24 protein-coding genes are annotated in these 18812 nt (G+C 68.2%); 10 read left to right on the forward strand and 14 right to left on the reverse strand.

What is annotated here, in order from left to right:
- Window positions 1–447: 447 nt before the first annotated feature.
- The 5 genes from H074_RS12220 to H074_RS40725 all read right to left on the reverse strand — a co-directional run bounded on the left by H074_RS12220 (window position 448) and on the right by H074_RS40725 (window position 3906).
- Window positions 448–789, reverse strand: a complete 342-nt coding sequence (locus H074_RS12220) for a VOC family protein (RefSeq protein WP_007030346.1) — start codon at window positions 787–789, stop codon at window positions 448–450.
- A gap of 81 nt (window positions 790–870) precedes the next feature.
- Window positions 871–1740 carry a carboxymuconolactone decarboxylase family protein gene (locus H074_RS12225; RefSeq protein ID WP_007030347.1) on the reverse strand — a complete coding sequence of 290 codons (870 nt, stop codon included), beginning with the start codon at window positions 1738–1740 and terminating at the stop codon, window positions 871–873.
- Window positions 1737–2972, reverse strand: a complete 1236-nt coding sequence (locus tag H074_RS12230; protein WP_007030348.1) for an RNA polymerase sigma factor — start codon at window positions 2970–2972, stop codon at window positions 1737–1739. The genes H074_RS12225 and H074_RS12230 overlap by 4 nt, the downstream gene beginning before the upstream one ends.
- Window positions 2969–3343 (reverse strand): YciI family protein, encoded by a 375-nt coding sequence (locus H074_RS12235; RefSeq protein WP_039922242.1) that lies wholly within the window; start codon window positions 3341–3343, stop codon window positions 2969–2971. Before H074_RS12235 ends, H074_RS12230 begins: the two co-directional genes overlap by 4 nt.
- The gene (locus tag H074_RS40725; RefSeq protein ID WP_161630677.1) at window positions 3325–3906 is read right to left on the reverse strand and encodes a hypothetical protein; all 582 of its coding nucleotides are present in this window, start codon (window positions 3904–3906) and stop codon (window positions 3325–3327) included. The genes H074_RS12235 and H074_RS40725 overlap by 19 nt, the downstream gene beginning before the upstream one ends.
- A 148-nt stretch (window positions 3907–4054) precedes the next feature.
- Here H074_RS40725 and H074_RS12245 point away from each other — a divergent pair, with 148 nt between their 5' ends.
- Window positions 4055–5164: a DUF4037 domain-containing protein gene (locus H074_RS12245; protein ID WP_039922279.1), complete on the forward strand. Its 1110-nt coding sequence runs from the start codon at window positions 4055–4057 to the stop codon at window positions 5162–5164.
- Between the two features lie 35 nt (window positions 5165–5199).
- Window positions 5200–5346, forward strand: coding sequence for an LbetaH domain-containing protein (locus H074_RS40730; RefSeq protein ID WP_161630678.1), 147 nt, complete (start codon window positions 5200–5202; stop codon window positions 5344–5346).
- A 627-nt stretch (window positions 5347–5973) separates the two neighbouring features.
- Here H074_RS40730 and H074_RS12255 read toward each other — a convergent pair.
- On the reverse strand, window positions 5974–7251 hold the full coding sequence (locus H074_RS12255) for a DUF3100 domain-containing protein (RefSeq protein ID WP_007030353.1): 1278 nt from the start codon (window positions 7249–7251) through the stop codon (window positions 5974–5976).
- Between the two features lie 291 nt (window positions 7252–7542).
- Between H074_RS12255 and H074_RS12260 the strand changes: the two genes are divergently transcribed.
- From H074_RS12260 to H074_RS12285, 6 genes are all read left to right on the forward strand, one after another.
- Window positions 7543–7788 carry a hypothetical protein gene (locus H074_RS12260; RefSeq protein WP_007030354.1) on the forward strand — a complete coding sequence of 82 codons (246 nt, stop codon included), beginning with the start codon at window positions 7543–7545 and terminating at the stop codon, window positions 7786–7788.
- Between the two features lie 299 nt (window positions 7789–8087).
- On the forward strand, window positions 8088–8537 hold the full coding sequence (locus H074_RS12265; protein ID WP_152521398.1) for a hypothetical protein: 450 nt from the start codon (window positions 8088–8090) through the stop codon (window positions 8535–8537).
- Window positions 8534–9760 (forward strand): NRAMP family divalent metal transporter, encoded by a 1227-nt coding sequence (locus H074_RS12270; protein ID WP_007030356.1) that lies wholly within the window; start codon window positions 8534–8536, stop codon window positions 9758–9760. The genes H074_RS12265 and H074_RS12270 overlap by 4 nt, the downstream gene beginning before the upstream one ends.
- A complete protein-coding gene (locus tag H074_RS12275) occupies window positions 9757–10155 on the forward strand; it encodes a PRC-barrel domain-containing protein (protein WP_007030357.1) in 399 nt (132 codons plus the stop codon). The genes H074_RS12270 and H074_RS12275 overlap by 4 nt, the downstream gene beginning before the upstream one ends.
- Window positions 10142–10414, forward strand: coding sequence for a PRC-barrel domain-containing protein (locus H074_RS12280; RefSeq protein WP_007030358.1), 273 nt, complete (start codon window positions 10142–10144; stop codon window positions 10412–10414). Before H074_RS12275 ends, H074_RS12280 begins: the two co-directional genes overlap by 14 nt.
- A gap of 313 nt (window positions 10415–10727) precedes the next feature.
- Complete coding sequence (locus H074_RS12285) at window positions 10728–10913, forward strand: hypothetical protein (protein WP_007030359.1); 186 nt, start codon at window positions 10728–10730, stop codon at window positions 10911–10913.
- A 54-nt stretch (window positions 10914–10967) separates the two neighbouring features.
- Here H074_RS12285 and H074_RS12290 read toward each other — a convergent pair whose 3' ends face one another.
- From H074_RS12290 to H074_RS12315, 6 genes are all read right to left on the reverse strand, one after another.
- Window positions 10968–12167: a PP2C family protein-serine/threonine phosphatase gene (locus H074_RS12290; RefSeq protein WP_007030360.1), complete on the reverse strand. Its 1200-nt coding sequence runs from the start codon at window positions 12165–12167 to the stop codon at window positions 10968–10970.
- A complete protein-coding gene (locus H074_RS12295) occupies window positions 12167–13177 on the reverse strand; it encodes a SpoIIE family protein phosphatase (protein WP_007030361.1) in 1011 nt (336 codons plus the stop codon). The genes H074_RS12290 and H074_RS12295 overlap by 1 nt, the downstream gene beginning before the upstream one ends.
- A complete protein-coding gene (locus H074_RS12300; RefSeq protein ID WP_007030362.1) occupies window positions 13174–13611 on the reverse strand; it encodes an anti-sigma regulatory factor in 438 nt (145 codons plus the stop codon). Before H074_RS12300 ends, H074_RS12295 begins: the two co-directional genes overlap by 4 nt.
- Window positions 13601–13987: an STAS domain-containing protein gene (locus tag H074_RS12305; protein ID WP_007030363.1), complete on the reverse strand. Its 387-nt coding sequence runs from the start codon at window positions 13985–13987 to the stop codon at window positions 13601–13603. The genes H074_RS12300 and H074_RS12305 overlap by 11 nt, the downstream gene beginning before the upstream one ends.
- The gene (locus H074_RS12310; protein ID WP_007030364.1) at window positions 13984–14853 is read right to left on the reverse strand and encodes an STAS domain-containing protein; all 870 of its coding nucleotides are present in this window, start codon (window positions 14851–14853) and stop codon (window positions 13984–13986) included. Before H074_RS12310 ends, H074_RS12305 begins: the two co-directional genes overlap by 4 nt.
- A gap of 94 nt (window positions 14854–14947) precedes the next feature.
- Complete coding sequence (locus H074_RS12315) at window positions 14948–15424, reverse strand: MarR family transcriptional regulator (RefSeq protein ID WP_007030365.1); 477 nt, start codon at window positions 15422–15424, stop codon at window positions 14948–14950.
- Window positions 15425–15560: 136 nt separating this feature from the next.
- On the opposite strand from H074_RS12315, the gene H074_RS12320 reads away from it, so the two are divergent.
- Window positions 15561–16775 (forward strand): PP2C family protein-serine/threonine phosphatase, encoded by a 1215-nt coding sequence (locus H074_RS12320; protein ID WP_039922249.1) that lies wholly within the window; start codon window positions 15561–15563, stop codon window positions 16773–16775.
- A gap of 36 nt (window positions 16776–16811) precedes the next feature.
- Here the strand turns inward: H074_RS12320 and H074_RS12325 are convergent, their stop codons facing one another.
- Window positions 16812–17306, reverse strand: coding sequence for an ATP-binding protein (locus H074_RS12325; RefSeq protein ID WP_007030367.1), 495 nt, complete (start codon window positions 17304–17306; stop codon window positions 16812–16814).
- A 288-nt stretch (window positions 17307–17594) separates the two neighbouring features.
- On the opposite strand from H074_RS12325, the gene H074_RS12330 reads away from it, so the two are divergent.
- Entirely contained in the window at window positions 17595–18389 is a 795-nt protein-coding gene (locus H074_RS12330; protein ID WP_007030368.1) for a nucleotidyltransferase domain-containing protein, read from the forward strand.
- 80 nt (window positions 18390–18469) lie between these two features.
- Here the strand turns inward: H074_RS12330 and H074_RS12335 are convergent, their stop codons facing one another.
- The gene (locus H074_RS12335) at window positions 18470–18754 is read right to left on the reverse strand and encodes a hypothetical protein (protein WP_039922250.1); all 285 of its coding nucleotides are present in this window, start codon (window positions 18752–18754) and stop codon (window positions 18470–18472) included.
- Between the last annotated feature and the right edge of the window lie 58 nt (window positions 18755–18812).

The raw sequence follows: 18812 nt of genomic DNA on the forward strand, positions 1-18812 counted from the left end.
CCGTCGCGCCTAAAGGAAAGTAAGGATAAATCTTCGGACGATGTTTCATCGGGATTCAATCGACGATCGATACCGCCACCGGCATATCGATGCTCGTCCGCATCACCGCTCGATCCCGTGCGCGACAACGATTATCGCTCTTGACGGGGCCACCTGCAGCTGAATTCACCGTTCCGGAGGGGGTTGGGGCAGGAAGGTATCCTCTTCGCCGGCCTGAACCGGCGCTCCGTGCCGTCGCGAAGACCGCCGCCGACCCGGCCGGCCACTCCTCACGCTGAGACGTCTATCGCCTGATGGTCAATCATGAGCCGGCTCCGGCAGTCGTGCGAGCCCCGGCGGAGGCCATCCGCGAGCCTCAGGTCGAGGAGTTCGAGCTTTCCGACGAACGTGTATGACGCCGCCGATGTACCCGTGTCGTGCCGGCCCGGGCCCGCGGCCGGCGTCAAGTCAGCTCTGCGGGGCGGGTTCGTAGAGGCTGAACGGGATTCCTTGGTCGTCGTGGCAGTGCGCGATCCGGCCGATACCCGGGACTGTGGAGACGTCTTCGCTGTGGCCACCGAGTTCGTGCAGCCGGTTGACCGAGGCGTCGATGTCGTCGGTGGCGAAGTAGACCCTCGGGTGACTAAAGCCGTCCTCGGCCGGGATGATCGCGCCGTCGGGCCCGTTGTCGATCACGTGGTAGTCGCCGTCGAATTCGCTGGTGCCCCAGTTGAACAGGGCGCCGTAGAAAGCGCGGGCCTTGGCGGTGTCGGCGGCGGGGATTTCCACCCAGTTGACCTGTCCGGGCATGATCGGTCCTTTCGGTGAGGAGCGGTTGTCTCCTCTCAAGGACGAACGGCCGAGTTCGTTCTCGACATCACCGCGGCGGATTCATTCATCGATCGCGCGGCGTCCGGCGTCGAAGCTGCGCGAGGCCGCGCCGACCGCCGCGGCCGCGGTCACTTCGAAGATCGTGTCCTCGCTGTGACCGGCCGCCGTGAGTTCGCCGATGTCGGTGTCGATGATCTTGTAGGAGGCGTCGCGCACGTTCGTCGCGTAGGTCTGCAGCGGCTCCGGGAGCGTGTCGCCGAGCAGAGCCGCCGAACGGACGGCTTTGTCCGTGACGCCCGGCGTTTCCAGGACGGCGTGGCGCAGATTTCGCGCGGCGTCGCCGAGGTCGGTCCTGGCGCCTTGGGAGATGAGGAAGCCGGGGAAGCGGTAGCCGAACCGGTGCAGGGACCGGGTTCCGGTCTCAAGCTGGCCGTCGCGCAGGACGAAGCCGAACGCGTTGGCGAGGCGGTTGACGATGTCCCAGACCAGGTTCACACGCAGGGCTTCGATGACGGCTTGCCCTGGCAGATCGGTGACCGTGGTCGCGTCGATGTGTCCTGGAGTCTGGCTGACGGATGCCAGGAAGGTGCGGACGGCCGTGAGCTCCGGGCGCGGTGAGCTGGGGTCGTCGGGATCGATCTCACCGGTGGCGGCGATCCGGACGAGTTCGGCGTGTGTGACCGCGCAGAACGAGCACCGGTGCAGCTGTGCGGTGGACATTGCGAGGTATTCGCGCTCCCCGGCGGTCCAGTACGACGGTCCGCGCATCGCGTCGGCGGTGAGGTCCAGCAGCGGCCGGGCGAAGAGCGCGGGCCGGTAGAGCAGCATCTTCACGATGTCGGGCGTGGCCACACCGGATTTCCTGGCGGTGAGGGCGAAGAACAGCTTCGCGCGGCGGCGGTGGCCGTGATCGAGGATGGACAGTCTCATCGGGACTCCGCGGTGTCGAGAGCGTGCAGCCGGGCAGCGAGGAAACGCCGGTCGGCGGGTTTGATGGCGAGGTCGTGCGCGCGCCGGTACGCCGTCGCCGCCTCGGCGGTCCGGCCCAGGCGCCGCAGGAGATCGGCACGGGCGGCGTGCAGCAAGTGGTAGCGGTCGAGGCCGTCGATCCGGTCGATGAGTGCCAGGCCGTCGGACGGGCTGGTGGCCATGGCGACGGCGACGGCGTGGTTCAGCGCGACCACCGGCGACGGCGTCAGCTCCAGCAACCGGCCGTAGAGGCCGGCGATCGAGCCCCACTCCGTCCGGTCGGCCGCCGGTGCCTGGGCGTGCAGCACGGCGATCGCGGCCTGCAGCTGGTACGGCCCGGGCACGCCGAGGCGCAGTGCCCGGTCGAGCAGGCCGACCGCTTCGGTGATCTCGCTGCGGTCCCACCGTGTGCGATCCTGGTCTTCGAGCAGGATGAGGTCACCGTCGGCGGTATAACGCGCCGCGGCGCGCGAGTCCTGCAGGAGCAGCAGCGCGGCCAGTCCGAGTGCTTCGGGTTCGTCGGGCATGAGGGTGGCGACGAGCTCGGCGAGCCGGATCGCTTCCTGTTGCAGCGTGCGGAATTCCGGCTGGTCCGCGCCGGCGGTGTAGCCCTGGGTGAAGATCAGATAGATCACCGCGAGGACGCCGGAGAGTCGTTCGGGCAGGAGATGGTCGGCGGGGACCTCGAGGCTGATCCGCGCGTCGCGGATCTTGCGTTTTGCCCGTACGAGGCGCTGGGCGAGTGCGGTTTCGGTGACCAGGAAGGTGCGGGCGATCTGTCCGGCGCTCATCCCGGCCACGGCTTGCAGCGTCAGCGCGACGCGGGCTTCTTCGGTCAGGGCGGGGTGGCAGCAGGTGAAGATGAGGCTGAGCCGCTCGTCGCCCACACCGAGCAGGCTGCCCTCACCGACGTCCATGGTCGTCGCCTCCGGTCGCGGTCCGAGTTCGGCGAGCTTGTCCTGACCCCGGCGGGCTCGGCGGAGCCGGTCGATCGCGCTGTTGCGGGCCGCGGTCAGCAGCCACGCCACCGGGTCGTCCGGCACGACGGTGTACCACTTGCGCAGGGCGAGCGCGCAGGCGTCCTGGAGGGCGTCCTCGGCCAGCTCGAAGTCACCCAGGACGCGGACCAGCGCCGCGAGCATCCGGGACCGGTGCTCGCGGTAGACGTCCCGCAGGACCGGAACCGAGGTCATATGCCGGTCGAGGGCCGATGGTCGAGGTCGGGGACGCCGGCGATCGGGCGGACTTCGATCGTGCCCTGTGCGGCCATCGGGCACAGCGCGGCCAGCTCGAGCGCCTCGTCGAGGTCGCGGCAGTCGAGAATGTAGGTGCCGCCGAGGTGTTCGTGGGTTTCGAGGAACGGCCCGTCGGTGATCAAGGTCTTGCCGTCGCGGACGCTGACCGTGGTGGCGGTGTGCTCGCCTTGAAGCGGATGCCCGGCGACGAACGCGCCGCGGCGGCGGCACTCGTCGGCGAAGGCGTTCACCCTGGCCAGTGCCTCGGGGAAGGCCGGGTCCCCGGGCTCCGGGCGGTCGCAGTTGTAGATCAGCAGCATGTAGTGCACGTGTCCTCCAGCCCGGGCGGTGTCGATCCGTCGAAGAGGATGACGAACGGCTCGACCGTAACTCGACAGGTCGCGTCAAGCTTCCCGCCACCGCCGACCTGCTCGCCGCCATGGTGGTTCACGGTCATGCGGCACGGCAGCGACACCTCGCCGCGCAGCCACCCGCGAGACAAGAACACCATCAGCACAAAACTGCGCTGGGCGCTGCTTGCCCTGCACGCCTGGGGCGCGGAAGGACACGAACACCTGCGGGAAATCGCACGCGCGGTCCTGCCGGCCTCCGGAACCCGCACCACACCATGCTCCAAGGGTTGCGGTCGATCTTCAAGCTGCTCAAGGCCCACAAGATCGTGTTCGTCAATCCGGCCGCGCGCATCCCCGGTGTCAAGCAACCCGGTCGAATTTCGCTTCCGACCCCGGTCGAGCACCTCCGCGACGGCCGCCTCCAGTCGGCCGGTCGCAGCATCCCGCTCGCCCAGCCAGTCCGCTCTCGACCGCGCGCGTATCTCGATCACCGGGCCGCCCGCCGGCCCACCACGGCCAATCCGCATCTGTTCATTCAAGCGCTACGCAAAGATCGCATCCTGCACGAAACCCACGCCACCAACGGCGATGTCCGGCCACGCCGAAACCAGTGGCCTCGGCGAACGATGAACGGTGCTGTCCATAACCAGTCGCGGCACCCGTACTGCTCACGGCAGTATGCCCATCATGGCCCCACCGTTCATCCCAGGCTTGGAACTGTCGCGCCGCTTCTACCACGAGGCAGTACGGCCCGTGGTGCAGAAGCATTTCGGGGACTTGCCGCACACCGCCGCCCGAATCGGCACCGGCTCCGAAGTCCTGGGCTTCGACACCACACGCTCCGCCGACCACGAATGGGGTCCGCGACTGCAGCTGTTCCTGCACGCACAACACGCCGGCCAGCACGCGCAGGACATCATCACCGCGCTCAGCAGCGAGCTGCCCAAAAGCTTCTACGGCTACCCCACAAACTTCGCCCCGACCGGCGACGATCGTGTTCGCAGCATGGAGTTCACCGAAAGCCCGGTCTTCCACCGCGTCGACGTCACAAGTCTCGACGCTTGGTTCACCGACAACCTGGGCTTTGATCCGCGCGCCGCGATCGACACGCTTGACTGGCTGTCCACTCCGACCCAGACCCTGGCCGAGGTCACTGCCGGCGCGGTCTTCCATGACGGATTGGACGAGCTCGCCGCCGCTCGTTCGAATCTCAACTGGTACCCCAAAGAGCTCTGGCGCTACGTCCTTGCCTGCCAATGGCAGCGCCTCTCCCAAGAAGAAGCCTTCGTCGGACGCTGCGGCGAGGTCGGCGACGAACTCGGCTCGGCCGTCGTCGCCGCCCGCCTGGTCCGCGACCTCATGCGCCTGAGCCTGCTCATGCACCGCCGCTACCCGCCCTACAGCAAATGGCTCGGCAGCGCCTTCGCTCAACTTGCCTTCGCGGCCGATATCACCCCGGTACTGAAGGCGGCGATCGCCGCCACCACATGGCATGACCGGGAAAACCACCTCGCAACGGCGTACTCGGCCCTTGCCCAGCGGCATAACCAACTCGGACTGACCGACCCACTCGACCCCAGCACCCGGCCCTACCACGACAGGCCATTCCAAGTCCTGCACGCCGAACGATTCAGTCAGGCACTGCTCGCCGGCATCACCGACCCCGATCTCCGCGCTCTGCCGCTCACCGGGGCCATCGACCAATTCGCCGACAACACCGACCTCGTCGCCCACCGCATGCGGACTCGCACCATCACCGCGGCCCTGACCACACCCAGGACTGCACCAATCAGCTGATCCGGCCTGGACCTCGACGGCTGTCATCGTGCGCTGTGGCGCGGCCATCGGCGCCGGGGGCACGCGTCGCATGGGGCGTGGAGATCGGGCGGTACGCCCTGATCGGGGTCGGCGCCGTGATCCTGCGCGACGTCGACCCGCACCCCCTGGTCCTGGGCAACTCAGCCCGCGCCATCGGCTGAGTCCGCCGCTGCGCACACTGCACCGGACATACGACCTGGTCTCCGGCCAGCTGACCGACATCCCGCCCGGTCCGTGCACCGGCGCCGGTCACCGGCGGGCTGGGTAGCCTCGCCGCGCCTGACCCAGGAACGGCTGCCGCCCGCCGAGTACTACGCCACACGGCCCAAGCAGATCGCGAGCGTGATTGTGATCTTCCGGGACGTCGACAGTCGCGTTCTGCTCATCGAGACCACCTACGGCTCCGAAACCTGGCCGCGGAAGACCGCTCCGGCGTACCAGTGGCCGAAGGGGCGAACGCCAGGATTGCCCGGTCACGTGTGGGCGTGCCTTCAAGGAGCGCGGCGCTGAATACGTGACAGATGCTGTGATAAAGCAGAGCTGATTCGGGTGACCCGCACACCTACTCCAGTCGAGCGTTGGCATTGGCCCGCTATATCGGCATCGTCACCCATGAGGCGCACGTCCTGGCAGGGAAGGAGCGATGCCTGATGCGCGCCTATGAAGTTGAGCAGGCTGTTGTACTGCCGAGTCAGGCGCACGGGTTGATCGCCGCGATCGGGTCAGCGGAGACCGCGCAGGTGGCGGAGATTTCGGCGAGGTTGGAAGACCACTCCGGTGGTGGCCGGTCATCCGGCGAACCCGCCGAGGGACAGGACGGCCTGGGCCAGCAGGGCCGAGGTGAAGAACGAACCGGCGAAAACGAGAAGGGTGACGACGACCGCGCGCCAGCTCAGGGTCCGCAAGATCTTCAGCTGCCGGGTGGTCACGCACAGACCGACGCAGCTGAGCACCGCGGTGGCCAGTGTCAGCAGGTCGACAGCGGACAGGATCCGCAGCATGGTCGCCGACCACGGCAGTCCGGGCGCGGTCAGGACGGCGCCGACGAGCGCCGCCCACAGCACCGTCGGCACGAACCGGCCGGTCCGGTTGCCGAGGATCCGTACCCCGAAGGCGAGGGCCAGCAGTACGAACACCCCCGGCGCCGCACGCCATCCCAGGGTGACGAGCAGCAGCACGGTCACGGCCAAGCCGGCCACCAGTCGGGAAGGCACGACCGTTGCTTTCGCCTCGAGCGTGTCCCCGGATTCCAGCCGGTTCCGTACGGCGGCGGGGGAACGGTACAGCCGTTCCAGCACCGGAAGAACAACGAAGGCGCCCAGCAGCATGGTGGTGACGTAGGTCAGTACGTCACTGGCCGTCGCCAGCGCGAGGATCTCGTCCTGGGGCAGGTCATGGGAACCGTGTGCGAGTGAACCCGCGCAGGAGATCGTCATGCCTCCGCTGCCGACCCCGCAGGCCATCGCCAGCGCCGTGGAACCGAACAGCGGAATCGCCGAGCCGACGCCCGCGAGTGCCGAGAAGAACAATGACCCGAAGAGTGTGCCGCTGATGTAGGTGGCGAGAACGCCTGAGCCTTCCGGACCGGAGATGCCGTACCGTTCGGTCACCAGGGCGATGCTGGGTTCGCGGCCGATGGAGAAGGTGGCGCCGATACTCGCGCGTCCGAAGCCGAGCAGCAGAGCCGCGGGGAAGGCCAGCAGCGCCGTCCCCACCTTTCCGAAGCTCTGCACAAGGATCGCCGGTCCGGCCTCGACGATCGTGGGAAGCGCCGTACCCAGCACGACTCCGGCTCGCACCACGAAGACCACCGTCAGCAGTTGCAGGAGTTGCCCGGCGCAGGACCAGATCAGTGCGGCTGCGTCCGGACGCCGCCAGGACAGCGACAGGTTGACGGCAACCGTGATCACGAAGGCGAAGAAGAGCGGCAGCAGGACGAGTGCGAACGTGCCGATTCGCAGTTCCAGTGCGCCCGCGTACTCCGTGCCCACGGTGACCAGTGCGCACAGCGTGGTCACCGCGATGGCGACCGCCGCCCCGGTCTTGGCGTTCGATGGCCTGGCCATAACCGTTGTCCGCCCCCCTGAACCCACCATATCCGATGATCCCGCCGAACCCGGTGAATGCGGATCTCTCTCGAAACATGCTCGTGAATGATCATCTTATGGAAAGTCCTTGCTGAATGCGTTTGTGCACGTAGTCCTTGGTTCTTTGGCAGTAGCGCATGCGGACGACGACGATGCGGTGCGGGACGGCGTTGGCTCGGCGGTCACCGCCATGGCCTGAACCGATAGGGGCAGGAAGTGGGCCGGGGCGCTGGTGATTCGAGCTGAAAGTTTCGCCGGCGTGGCGCTGCCATGCTCGAGCACGACCGGCTTCGCGCGGTACTGGCCGAGACCAAAGGCGAACTGCCCGTGATCGAGGTCGGAATCATCGCGATCGCATCCATGTACCTGCCGGCAACCCGCGGCATCAAGAAATACGAGAAGACCACCACCCGCAAGCCGGACGGCACGTTCGTCGAGAAAGAGAAGATCGAGTACACCGACCCGGCCCGCCCCCTCGGAGCGATTACCGACATCTTCCGGCAGACCGGCCAGTAGCTCCATAGTCGCCGACGGCCATGGCACTCGCGTCTCGGGAGATCAGACCGTCACGGTCGAACCGCCGGCCCACGGCGGGATTGGCGGCTCCGGTCCGATCGTGATGTCGGAGACGCCGGACCGCATTACCGTGTATCCGTGATCCCGGCCGATGCCCGAGAGGGGTTTCCTCGGCGCGGTCCGGTAGCCGGATGAATTGCTCAAACGACGCTCAAGGGGACATTGGGGCGCGTAAGGCAATTCTCTTGCACCGCTGTGTGTAATCGGCGGATGGTCGTTCGGACGGTTACGGTGTTTGAGTGACCGGTCGGCGTACTGCGGTGGTGTTTTGGACGGCGGTTCCCGTCGTGGTGCTGGTTGTCGTGGCGGTCGCGGTGGTGTGGCCCGGCAGTTCTGCTTCTTATCGCGGCGTCGCCCTTTCGGCGGCCGAGGAGGTTCTCGCGCAGGTTCGTACGGTGCGTCTGATGGTGGACGCCGACGCCGATGGGCGGATCTTGCCGTCTTACCGCAGCGCGGTGCTGTGGCAGGCTCGTGAGTCTCTCGCATCCGCCCAGGGCGACCTGGTCGGCGAGGAGGTTCCTGACCCGGAATCCGTGACCGTGCACGATGAGTTGCAGGCGCTGGTGAGCGAGGCGGGGTCGGAGATCGGCGCCGCTGACACGGCTGAAGGATCCGGCCTGCGTGTGCTGGTCGATCGGCTGGGTGTCACCGGTGATCGGCTGTCGGACTTCCTTGCGAGGTATCGGTGAAGAAGTTTCTGGCGGTCACGCTCGGGATTCTCACCGCGATCGGTGGGTTCGTCGACATCGGTGACCTCGTCGCCAACTCGCAGACCGGTGCCCGGTTCGGGATGCGGCTGGCGTGGGTCGTAGTCGTGGGAATCGTCGGGATCTGCGTCTATGCCGATATGGCCGGGCGGATCGCCGCGGTCAGCGGCAGGCCGGTGTTCGATCTGGTGCGGGAACGTCTCGGACCGCGGGTGGCGCTGGTCAATCTCGCCGGGTCGTATTTGGTCACGATGCTGACTCTCGGCGCGGAGATCGGCGGGGTCGCTCTGGCGCTGCACCTGGCCACGAGTGTGCACTATCTGCTGTGGGTTCCTGTGGTGGCCGTGGTGCTGTGGGTGGTGCTGTGGAGGACCAAGTTCGAGACCCTCGAGCGGGTGTTCGGTCTGCTCGGTCTCGCGCTGGTCGTCTTCGTGATCGCGCTGTTCACGTTGCCGGTGCCGTGGCCTGAGCTTCTGGGGCAGGTCGGTTCCGGCCCGCCGTCGACGGAGAACTGGGCGACTTACGGCTATTTCGCCATCGCCCTGTTCGCCGCCGCGATGACCCCGTATGAGGTGTTCTTCTTTTCCTCCGGTGGCGTGGAGGAGAAGTGGACCCGTAAGGATCTGGGTACCGAGCGGGTCAACGTGTTCGTCGGGTTCCCGCTCGGGGGACTGTTGTCGCTGGCGATCATGGCGTGCGCGGCGGTGGTGTTCGAACCGGCCGCGGTCAAGGTGGACGCGATCACGCAGACGACGTTGCCGGTCGCTCTCGCGCTCGGCAAGCTGGGTTTGGCGGTGGTGATCCTCGGTGTCTTCGCGGCGACCTTCGGTGCCGCGTTGGAGACCGGACTGTCCACCGGGTACACGGTCGCGCAGTATTTCGGCTGGGAATGGGGGAAGCGGGTCGCGCCACGCCAGGCCGCCCGGTTCCACACGGTCGTGCTCGTCAGTGTCGTACTGGGCGCGGCTCTGCTGCTGACGACCATCGACCCGGTCAGCCTCACCGAGTACACGCTGCTGCTGTCCGCGGTGGTGCTCCCACTGACGTATCTGCCGATCCTCATCGTCGCCAACGACCGCGAGTATCTGGGGGACCAGGTCAACGGGCGGATCCGCAACTTCCTGGGCGTCACCTACCTCGGTGTCATCCTCGTCGCCGCCATCGCCGCCATACCCTTGATGATCATCACCGGAGCCGGCCAATGACCGCCGAAATCCCTGACCCGATCCTGGTGGACTTCCACCTGCTGGACCGCGAGATCGTCGATTTCGCCGGAGCCAAGATCGGCAAGGTCGACGACGTCGAATTCGAGATCGGCGACGACGGGCGCCCCCGCGTCGCGGCATTGCTCGTCGGGCAGCGCGCTCTCGGGCTCCGCATCGGCGGCCGGTTCGGGACCTGGTTCGCCGCGGTCGCTGCACGGCTGCGCGCCGAAGAGGACCCTCAGTTTCTGCGAATCCCGTACGACCATGTCTCACAGGTCGGCAGCCACGTCACGGTGTCACTCCGCCGCGAAGTCCTGACGACGCCGCCGCTGGAGAGCTGGCTCCGACGGCACCTCATCGGCCGCATTCCCGGAGCCGGCGATGCGCGCCAGTGACCTCCTCGGTGCCGCCGCCTACGACGACTCCGGACAGCGCCTCGGCTGGATCGTCGAACTCGTCGCCGAAACCACGCCCGACGGTCCACCAGCGATCAAGGCGGTCCTCATCGCGCCACGAAGGCACCTTCGGCTGCTGGGCTACGACCGCCACGGCATGCGCCACCCCGTGCCGATCCGGCAACTCGCAAATCGCCTCCGCAGGAACATCCACGAAGTCACCTGGAACGAGCTGCGGCTCGCGCCGCCTCCCACGTAAGGAGTCCTCGGACCATCGCGGAACGGGTACATGATGGCCCCCTTCCTTGCGCCAGGCGCAAGGAAGGGGGCCATCATGTACCCGCGCAAGGCTTTCACGCGGCACCGTGGAGTGGCTCGGACAGTTGCTCGCTCAGGTGCTCCTCCTGTCGATCGGGGTGATCGTGAACAGATCGCCAGGGCGTGAGCCACGAGGAAGGGCCGTCGCGGTCATACCGGAGCGGTTCGAGCCGCGGTCAACTCGGCCATGAACAGGCCAGGGCGAGGACAGCCGGCCGCGTCGACGGCGGGCGCAGGTCGTGGAGGCTCCGGCGGTGCCGTTCGGTGCGAAGGAAGAACCGGTCGACACCTTCCGGTCCAATATCAGCCGTGACTTCACCGGCGCACTGCTCGGCCCCGCCGACTTCGGTGATGCCCGATTAGATCACGACGCCATTTCGACGGGGCGACGTTCGGCAAGGCTGCCCGCTTTGGCGACGTCGGCTTCCGCGGACACGTGACGTTCAACCGGTGGAGTACTTCGCTCCCGCAGGGCGCTTGACTCTTTCGGCTGTTCACCTCGGGGTGTCGGGCAGTGGTCGGCGGACGGCGAGGACGACGGTGTCGTCGGCGTGCAGGACGACGTCGTGCATCCGGGTGGCCAGTTCCCGGGGGAGTTCGGTGATGGGAAGCGGGGCGTGCGCGGGGGCGAGGTTCAGGAGCCGGGTTTGGCCTTCGAGGTAGTCTTTGCGGCTTTCGACGAGGCCGTCGGTGTAGAGGAGCAGGGTGTCGCCGGGGTCGAGGGTGTGGTGGAGGAGTTCGGGGCTGCCGGGCTCGGGGAATCCGATTCCGCGGCCGACGACCGGCGGGCGCAGCAGTCGTGCTTGACCGTCCACAGTGGCCAGTACGGGGGCGGGGTGGCTGCCGTTCGCGAGGGTCAGTTCGCCGGTCGTGGGGTTGATCCTGGCGAGGATCACGGTCGCCATGAGGTCGGGTTCGATGGTGGCGAGGGTGTGCGCGGTGCGGGCGATGAGGTCGCGGAACGGGTGGCCTTCCAGTGCGAGGGTGCGGATGGCGTGGGTGACGGTGAGGGCGTGGCGGGTCGAGGTGACGCCGTGGCCGACCGCGTCGACGAGGGTGATGTGCAGGTGGCCGCTGGGAAGGACGAACCAGTCGTAGAGGTCGCCGCCGGTGGGGGAGTCCTGGTCGGTCGGGGAGTAGTGGACGGCCAGTTCGAGTCCCGGCACGGCCGGCGGGCCGGGCCGTAGCGCGTCTTCCAGTTCGCGGAAGATGACGGCGTGCGCGCGGCGGAGTTGTTCGTCGCGTTGTTCGAGTTCGATGTACATGGCCAGCACGCCGCTGTTGGTTTCGGCGAGTTCGTGTTTGAGCTCTCGCTGTTCCTGGGCGAGGGTGTCGGCGCGGGCGATGAGCGCGAGCGTTTCCTCGTCGGTGGCTTGGTCGTCACCGGCCGGGATGGGGTGCTGGGCGGTTCCCGTGGGGAGGTGCCAGGTGAGGCTCGTGTCGTCTTCGGCGTAGGGCAGAAGCGGGAGGGTGTTGCGCCGTGGCCGGTCGACCGGGTGGGGCACCCGGACGGTGACGGCGAGCAGGCGGTCGGCGGTGGTGGTCTCGAGCACGACGTCCGTGCCGGAGTCGAGCGCTGGTTCGGCGAGCAGGGTCGCGGCCATGACGAGGCGGGCGCGATCTTCGAGGGGGACGCCGGCTTCGGCGCAGGCGGTGCGGAGGCGGCGGCGGAGCCGGGCGAGGTGGGGGTGCATCAGATGAGCTGGTCCGGGTGCAGGGCGATCATGGCGGCGTCGTCGCGCGGGTTGCGGTGCCGGTGGGCGAGGTCGGCGGCGAGGAGCAGCGCGTTCGCGGGCTGGGCGGCGCTCGCCGGCGTGCGCCAGGTGTGGTCGACACCGTCGGTGTGGAGCACGACGAGGTCACCGGCGGCGAGCGCGGCGTGCCGGACTTGAGTCGCGGGCAGGGCGAACCCGACGACACCGGGGATGCTGAGCAGCAGTTGTGACCGGCCGTCTCCGCTGATCGTCGTGCCGCTGACGTTGCCGACTCCGCAGAACTCGAGCCCGCCGGACGTGATCCGGGCGAGCGCGACGGCGGCGCCGCGCGTGGTGCGCAGTGCGCGGTGCATGGTCGCCATCTGGTGGGGGAACGGGCGATCGGGATTCTGGCGGAACACGCGGATCGCCGTGTCGGCGGCTTCGGCGGCTTCGGGCCCGTGGCCGAGGCCGTCGACGACGACCGCGGCCCAGCTGTCGGTCAGCTCGGCGAGGGCGATGGCGTCACCGCAGTGGTCTTCCCCTTCGCGGGGAAGGCAGAAATGCCCGACCGCGGCGGCATGCGCGGCCGGTGTCCCGGGGACGAGGACCCGGGCCGCGGCGAGGGTGCCGGACCAGGGCGCCGAGCGGATCCGGAAGACGGTGGCCATCCTGCCGACCGCGCCGAGGCCGGTCCCGAGTGTGCCGGTGGTGGTGTTGCCGTCGAGGAGCCAATGTCCGACGTCCGCCATCCCCGGGCCGTCGTCGGCGGCCAGGACGTCGATGCCGAGTCCGATCGGGGACCGCTGCACGACGATCGAACCGTTGATCGCGTGCCGGTCGAGGTTCCCCGCCAGCTCGGAGGTCACGACGGCCGCGCGTTCGGTGAGCACTTGAGGCAGCCCGGCGGCCCGGCCGGTTTCGCGGGCGGCCCGTGCGGCGGCGTAGACGGCGCTGGAGTGGTCGACGCGCAGGTGCCGCGAGGGCGGGGGAACCACGATGCCGGTCATGGTTTCCAGCGCGCGATCGTGATGGTCGTGCCCCGGCCGGGGGCGGTGTCGATGGTGAATTCGTCGACCAGGCGGCGCGTGCCGCCGAGACCGTGGCCGAGTCCGGCGCCGGTGCTGAAGCCGTCGGTCATCGCCTGTTCGACGTCGGCGATCCCGGGTCCGTTGTCCCGGACCCGTAGCCGCAGCCCGATCCGGCCGCGGTCGTCGCGCAGCACGATGATCGTCATGGTTCCGCCGCCACCGTGGATGTAGGCGTTGCGGACCAGTTCGCTGGCGGCGGTGACGATCTTGGTCTGGTCGACGATGGAAAAACCCGCGGCGACCGCGCTGGACCGCACGGCGTGCCGGGCGGTGAGCAGATCCTCTTCGGCACGGACGTCGTGTTCACGGGGTGGGATGTCGCGTCCGGGGTCGGTGAGTTCGTCAGGGAGCATGAGGCGCCTCGGCGGGACGGCGCCAGCCCAGCAGTTCCATCGCCTGTTCCGCGTTGAGCGCGGTCCGGACACCGGTGAGCTGCAGTCCGAGTTCGGACAACGTGATCGCGACCGCGGGGCGCATTCCGGCGACGATCATCCGCGCGCCGAGCAGGCGTCCGGTGTCGGCGAGCTGCATCAGGACCCGCGCGACGAAGGAATCGATGATCTCCAGCCGTGAGATGTCGATGATGACGCCGCGGATGCCTTCGTCGGAGATGCGGGCGGTGAGCTCTTCGGTGAACCGCAGAGCGGTCTTGTCATCCAGGTCGCTGAGCAGGCCGGTGAGCAGGATGTCACCGAGCCGCAGGATCGGCAGTCCTGCCTGGGTGCTCAACCGGTCACCCCGCCGGAGTGGGAGTTGTCGCCGATGAGGCGCATCGCGGTGGCCAGCGCGTCGGCGAGGGAGCCGCGGGTGACGATGTGCGACAGGTCGATGCCCAGCTGGGTGATGGTCTGCGCGATCGACGGGCGGATGCCGCTGATGACGCATTCCGCGCCCATCAGCCGGACCGCGCTGACGGTCTGCAGCAGGTGCTGGGCCACCGCGGTGTCGACGGTCGGCACGCCGGTGATGTCGATGATCGCGACGCGGGCTTCGTGGGTCTGGATCGCCTCGAGGAGGCTGTTCATCACGACCTGGGTGCGGGCACTGTCGAGGGTGCCGATCAGCGGCACCGCCAGCACGTGCCGCCACAGCCGTACGACCGGGGTGGACAGCTCGAGCATCTGGTTGTGCTGCTGGCGGATGATCTGTTCCCGCCCGGTGACGTAGACCGTGAAGGTCAGCACCCCGGCACTGTCGAGCAGTTCGCTGACCAGCAGCGCTGCTTGATAGCGCAGGCCGGCGTCGTCGGTGTGCCGCTCGATCGCGGCCAGCATCATGCGTTTGAGCGACAGGATCGCCATGGCGGTGGCCGACGGCTCGGCGCCCGCGCGGGCCCGGTGCTCCGACAGCGACGTCAGCGCGTCTCGGACCGCGCCGTCGCGCGCCACGATCCGGTCCGCGGGCAGTGCCGTGCCCAGCGCGGCACGCAGGGCTTCGAGCAGTTCGGCGGCCTCGCGGCGGAGATCCTGCTCGGTGTGCGCCGCGGCGGGCGGCTCGAGCTGGTGCCGGACCCAGTCGGCCACCAGCGTGGTGTGGTCGTGGTCGAGGGTCCGCGTCAGCAGCTCCCGAACGGGGGCATGGTCCGTCCCCAGCACCGTGTCCTCCTGCGGTTTGGGGCGCGTTCTGCTCTACGCCGATGAACTGTTGTCATATAACAACAGTCGAGGGTACTCCCGCAACAGCGGCGCCTCACGGCGCCCCGCGACCGACCTCGTCCCCAGCGCCGGCGGCGTGGTATTCCCGCAGTCCGGCGGCCAGCGCCGCCCTCCCAGCGGGGGTCATCTTCGCGAGTACCGCCTCGACGTTCTCCCGTCGCCGGGCGCGTATGTCCCGTAGGTAGGCGCGGCCGCGCTCGCTCAACCGCAGCGTCAGCTCACGGCGGCTGCGGGTGCTGGGCAGGCGTTCGAGGAAGCCGACCGCTTCGAGCCGGTCGCAGAGCCGGCTCACCAGCGGCGGGGTCGAATCGAGCAACTCGGCCAGGGTGCGCAGGTTCAGCCCGTCGTGGTGGCCCAGAACGACCACCGCGCGCAGCTGGCCGGTCGACAACGGCCGCGGGGACACGTCCTGCACCCGCTCGACGACGAGTTCGACGAGGCCGGGAAGGTCGAACACCGCAGCCGTCCCGTCCGGGGTTGGTTGCTCGCGGGACCGATCCACGGTGTCCACTCTGGCATCTTTATGCTCATTCCTGCAGCACAGCTCACGCGAATCGCCGTAGACCGGCACGCCGGGGCGGCGCAGACTCAACAGAATCAACGTGTGCCTGCCCGGTGCGCGATCCGGGTGAGCGGGAGGCGGGGCGTTGGACAGATCCCTGGTAGTGGAGCGTCTTTTGCGGGACGTCCCTCCGCACGACTTGCCCGCCGCACTGCGCTCGGCCCTGTCCGAGCACTTCGGGGCGCGGGCGGTCGAGCTGCTGATGGCCGATTACGCCCTTACCGAGTTGTGCCAGGTGAGCACGCTTCCCTACACGTCCGACCCGATCCCGGTCGAGGGCACGGCACCGGGGGCGGCCTTCGTCGCGCAGGCCGCCACGTTCGAACACGAGGGCGCGAGCGTCACCGGATACCTGCCGGTCAGCGTCCGCGGTGACCGGCTCGGAATCCTCGCGGTGACCCTGCCCGAAGAACCGGAACCACCGGTGTGGGCCGAACTCGACCGATTCGCCGAAGCGCTGGCGCACGAACTGTTCGTCGCCGACCGCGACACCGACCTCTACATCCAGGCCCGGCGTTCCTCACGGCTGACACTGGCCGCGGAGATGCAATGGCAGCTGCTGCCCGGACGGGCCTGCACCCGCGCCGAATTCGCGCTCGGTGGCCAGCTCGAACCCGCCTACGCCATCTACGGTGACTGCTTCGACTGGTCCGCCTCCGCGCACAAACTCGCCGTCACGCTCATCAACGGCATGGGGGAGGGTAGCGAAGCCGCGCTGCTGACCAACCTCGCCGTCAACGCCCTGCGCAACGCCCGCCGGGCCGGAGTCGCGCTCGACGCCCAGGCCGAACTCGCCGACCAGGCGCTCTACGCGCACTATCGCGGCGCCCAGCACGTGGCCGCGTTGCTGCTGGAGTTCGATCTCGCCACCGGGACCGCCGATGTCGTCGACGCGGGGTCGCCACGATTGTGGCGGCTGCGGGACGGAAAGGCCGAGCAGGTCCACTTCGACGAACAGCTCCCGCTCGGAACATTCGAGGACACCCTCTACACCGCCGAGCGATTCCAGGCCGTCGACGGAGACCGGTTCGTGTTCGTCAGCGACGGCGTCTACGATGCGGCCGGGCCGCACGGCGAACACTACGGGGACCGTGAACTCGCCGAGGCCGTCGTCGCGACCGCCGACCTGCCTGCCGCACACGTTCCGGGCTCCCTGCTAAGGGAACTCAGCACCCGCCGCCACGGCGAGCAGGCCGAAGACGACGCGATGGTGGTGTGCCTCGATTGGTTCGGGCCGACACCGCTGTCGGGCTCGGATTCCAGTCCCTCTGTCGCTGTGGGGGCGGTCAACATCTCGTGATGAGGCAGTGGACCGATGCCGGGCATCGGTCCACGGTCAGGACGCCGTGTTCCGCCGCAGCGCGGCCGGTCGCCACACCAGGCTCACTCGCGTACCGTGCGCACCGGTGTCGATGGTCATCTGGTCGGTGAGCTCGTCGATCAGGCGCAGGCCACGACCACCGGAAGCAGGCTTGTTCACGCGCGACCGCGCCGCGGGAATGCCGTCACCGGTATCGGCCACAGTGACCGTGATCGCGTCACCCGCCCAGTCGGCATGAAGCCGGACCCAGCCTCGCCTGCCGGGGTAGGCATGCACCGCCGTGTTGGCCAGCGCCTCGTACGTGGCGATGGTGATGTCGTACTTGCTGTTCGTGTCGATCGGCAACTCGTCCAGCCAGCCGCTCAGTCTCCGGCGAAGCAGGGCGACCTCGCCGGGCAGCGCTGGAACGAACTCCTCGAAAGCCGGCCTTACGGCCGTATCGATCGGTGCACCGAGAACGGTTCCGACCTCCGGACTGGCTACGTCGACGTCGGAGTCGCTCCTCACCATGCTCGGATCTGGAGTATGTCGATACACGATCTACTCCTTCCCTCATCGCCAGCCCCCAATGGCCACTGGCGTCAAAGCGTTGACTACCCACATTGACCCATTCCTACTCGCGACGCTGTCACGCTGGCCGAAGTTGTTGCCCGTCAAGGCAAAGTGCTCCCGGCGGATGCGGGAGTGGAGTTCGAGCCTGGCTGGGGGTGAGAGGCGTTCGGTTTCGGTGCCCGGCATGGTGGGAAGGTCGGCATTCGCAATGCCGCGTTGTTTCTCTGATGATCTAGGGTTGTTCGCATGTTTTCGATCGCGCAGAGGAGGGCGGTCCGGGACGGTCTTCTCTCCTGGGCGCGTGATGATGCCCAGGTGAGCGCGGCGGCGTTGGTCGGCTCCGCGGCGACAGGCCGTGAGGACGCGTGGTCGGATATCGATCTGGCGCTGCGTGTCGTGCCCGCGGCGGAGCCGGAAGAGGTCAGTGCTCGCTGGACCGCCCGGCTCTATGACGAGTACGACGTGGCGCACCATCTCGACGTCGTGGCCGGAGGTGTCCTCTATCGGGTGTTCCTCCTGACCAGCTCGTTGCAGATCGATATTTCGTTCTGGCCCGATGATCAGTTCCGGGCGACCGAGCCGGGATTCAAGCTCGTGTTCGGGACGGCGAACACGCCGACGAACCCGGCGAGCCCCGACCCTGATCACCTCGCGGGGATGGGATGGCTGTACGGGCTGCATGCGCGCTCCGCGATCGCACGGGGCCGTCGCTGGCAGGCCGTGATGATGCTCGACGGTGTGCGTGATCAGATCATCGCGCTCGCCTGTGTCCGTTATGCCTCAATCCACACCATGGCCGGGAAGCTGACAAACTCCCGCCCGAACTGCTTGACGAGCTCATGCGAGCGCGCGCCCGCACGACGGATGATCACGAACTGCGCCGAGCCAACGAGGTATCCATCGGAGCACTCGTCCGGGAGATCGGTCGTCATGACAAGACGCTTGCGCGGCGCCTTGCGATGCCGGCGGAGGCCCTCGCTCGCCCCTGACGCGGAGGGGCACCTTGTGCGGCGGGACGTGCGGTGCTCTTTTGACGGTTGATCAGCTGACATCGGTTGCTGCGAGGGGGCCCCAGCGGAGACCGATCCGTCAGTAATGGCCGGTCGGGGAGGCGGTGACTGTTAGGGTCCGGCCATGCGAGTGTGGTGCTGTGGCCTGGTCGTGGGCGCGGGTGTGCTGCTCGGCGCGTGCGCCGGGGGCGGATCGGGGGCTGGTCGGGTGGTGCCCGCGACGACCACGCAGGTCCCGGAGACGGTGGCGACCGGCCCGCTGAAGACGTCGACGTCGTCACCGCCGGAGACTCCGGTGACCACCACGACCCAGCTGACGCCGGAGACGCCGCGGACCACGACGCATCGCTCCACGACGACCGCCAAGCGCCCGACGACCCCACGTCGCACACCCACCCGGAGACGTTGACGGCCTTGACCACCGTCCGTCGGCGATCATCGGCGATAGCCGCGG

It is taken from the genome of Amycolatopsis decaplanina DSM 44594, from assembly GCF_000342005.1.
Taxonomy (GTDB): Bacteria; Actinomycetota; Actinomycetes; order Mycobacteriales; family Pseudonocardiaceae; genus Amycolatopsis; species Amycolatopsis decaplanina.

Excerpts from the sequence above, each read along its gene's own strand:
- H074_RS12325 (WP_007030367.1), bottom strand. The coding sequence starts at position 17,306 with ATGGTGAGGAGCGACTCCGACGTCGACGTAGCCAGTCCGGAGGTCGGA.
- H074_RS12275 (WP_007030357.1), top strand. The coding sequence starts at position 9,757 with ATGACCGCCGAAATCCCTGACCCGATCCTGGTGGACTTCCACCTGCTG.
- H074_RS12220 (WP_007030346.1), bottom strand. The coding sequence starts at position 789 with ATGCCCGGACAGGTCAACTGGGTGGAAATCCCCGCCGCCGACACCGCC.
- H074_RS12225 (WP_007030347.1), bottom strand. The coding sequence starts at position 1,740 with ATGAGACTGTCCATCCTCGATCACGGCCACCGCCGCCGCGCGAAGCTG.
- H074_RS12280 (WP_007030358.1), top strand. The coding sequence starts at position 10,142 with ATGCGCGCCAGTGACCTCCTCGGTGCCGCCGCCTACGACGACTCCGGA.
- H074_RS12230 (WP_007030348.1), bottom strand. The coding sequence starts at position 2,972 with ATGACCTCGGTTCCGGTCCTGCGGGACGTCTACCGCGAGCACCGGTCC.
- H074_RS12255 (WP_007030353.1), bottom strand. The coding sequence starts at position 7,251 with ATGGCCAGGCCATCGAACGCCAAGACCGGGGCGGCGGTCGCCATCGCG.
- H074_RS12260 (WP_007030354.1), top strand. The coding sequence starts at position 7,543 with ATGCTCGAGCACGACCGGCTTCGCGCGGTACTGGCCGAGACCAAAGGC.
- H074_RS12245 (WP_039922279.1), top strand. The coding sequence starts at position 4,055 with ATGGCCCCACCGTTCATCCCAGGCTTGGAACTGTCGCGCCGCTTCTAC.
- H074_RS12290 (WP_007030360.1), bottom strand. The coding sequence starts at position 12,167 with ATGCACCCCCACCTCGCCCGGCTCCGCCGCCGCCTCCGCACCGCCTGC.
- H074_RS12330 (WP_007030368.1), top strand. The coding sequence starts at position 17,595 with ATGTTTTCGATCGCGCAGAGGAGGGCGGTCCGGGACGGTCTTCTCTCC.
- H074_RS12295 (WP_007030361.1), bottom strand. The coding sequence starts at position 13,177 with ATGACCGGCATCGTGGTTCCCCCGCCCTCGCGGCACCTGCGCGTCGAC.
- H074_RS12300 (WP_007030362.1), bottom strand. The coding sequence starts at position 13,611 with ATGCTCCCTGACGAACTCACCGACCCCGGACGCGACATCCCACCCCGT.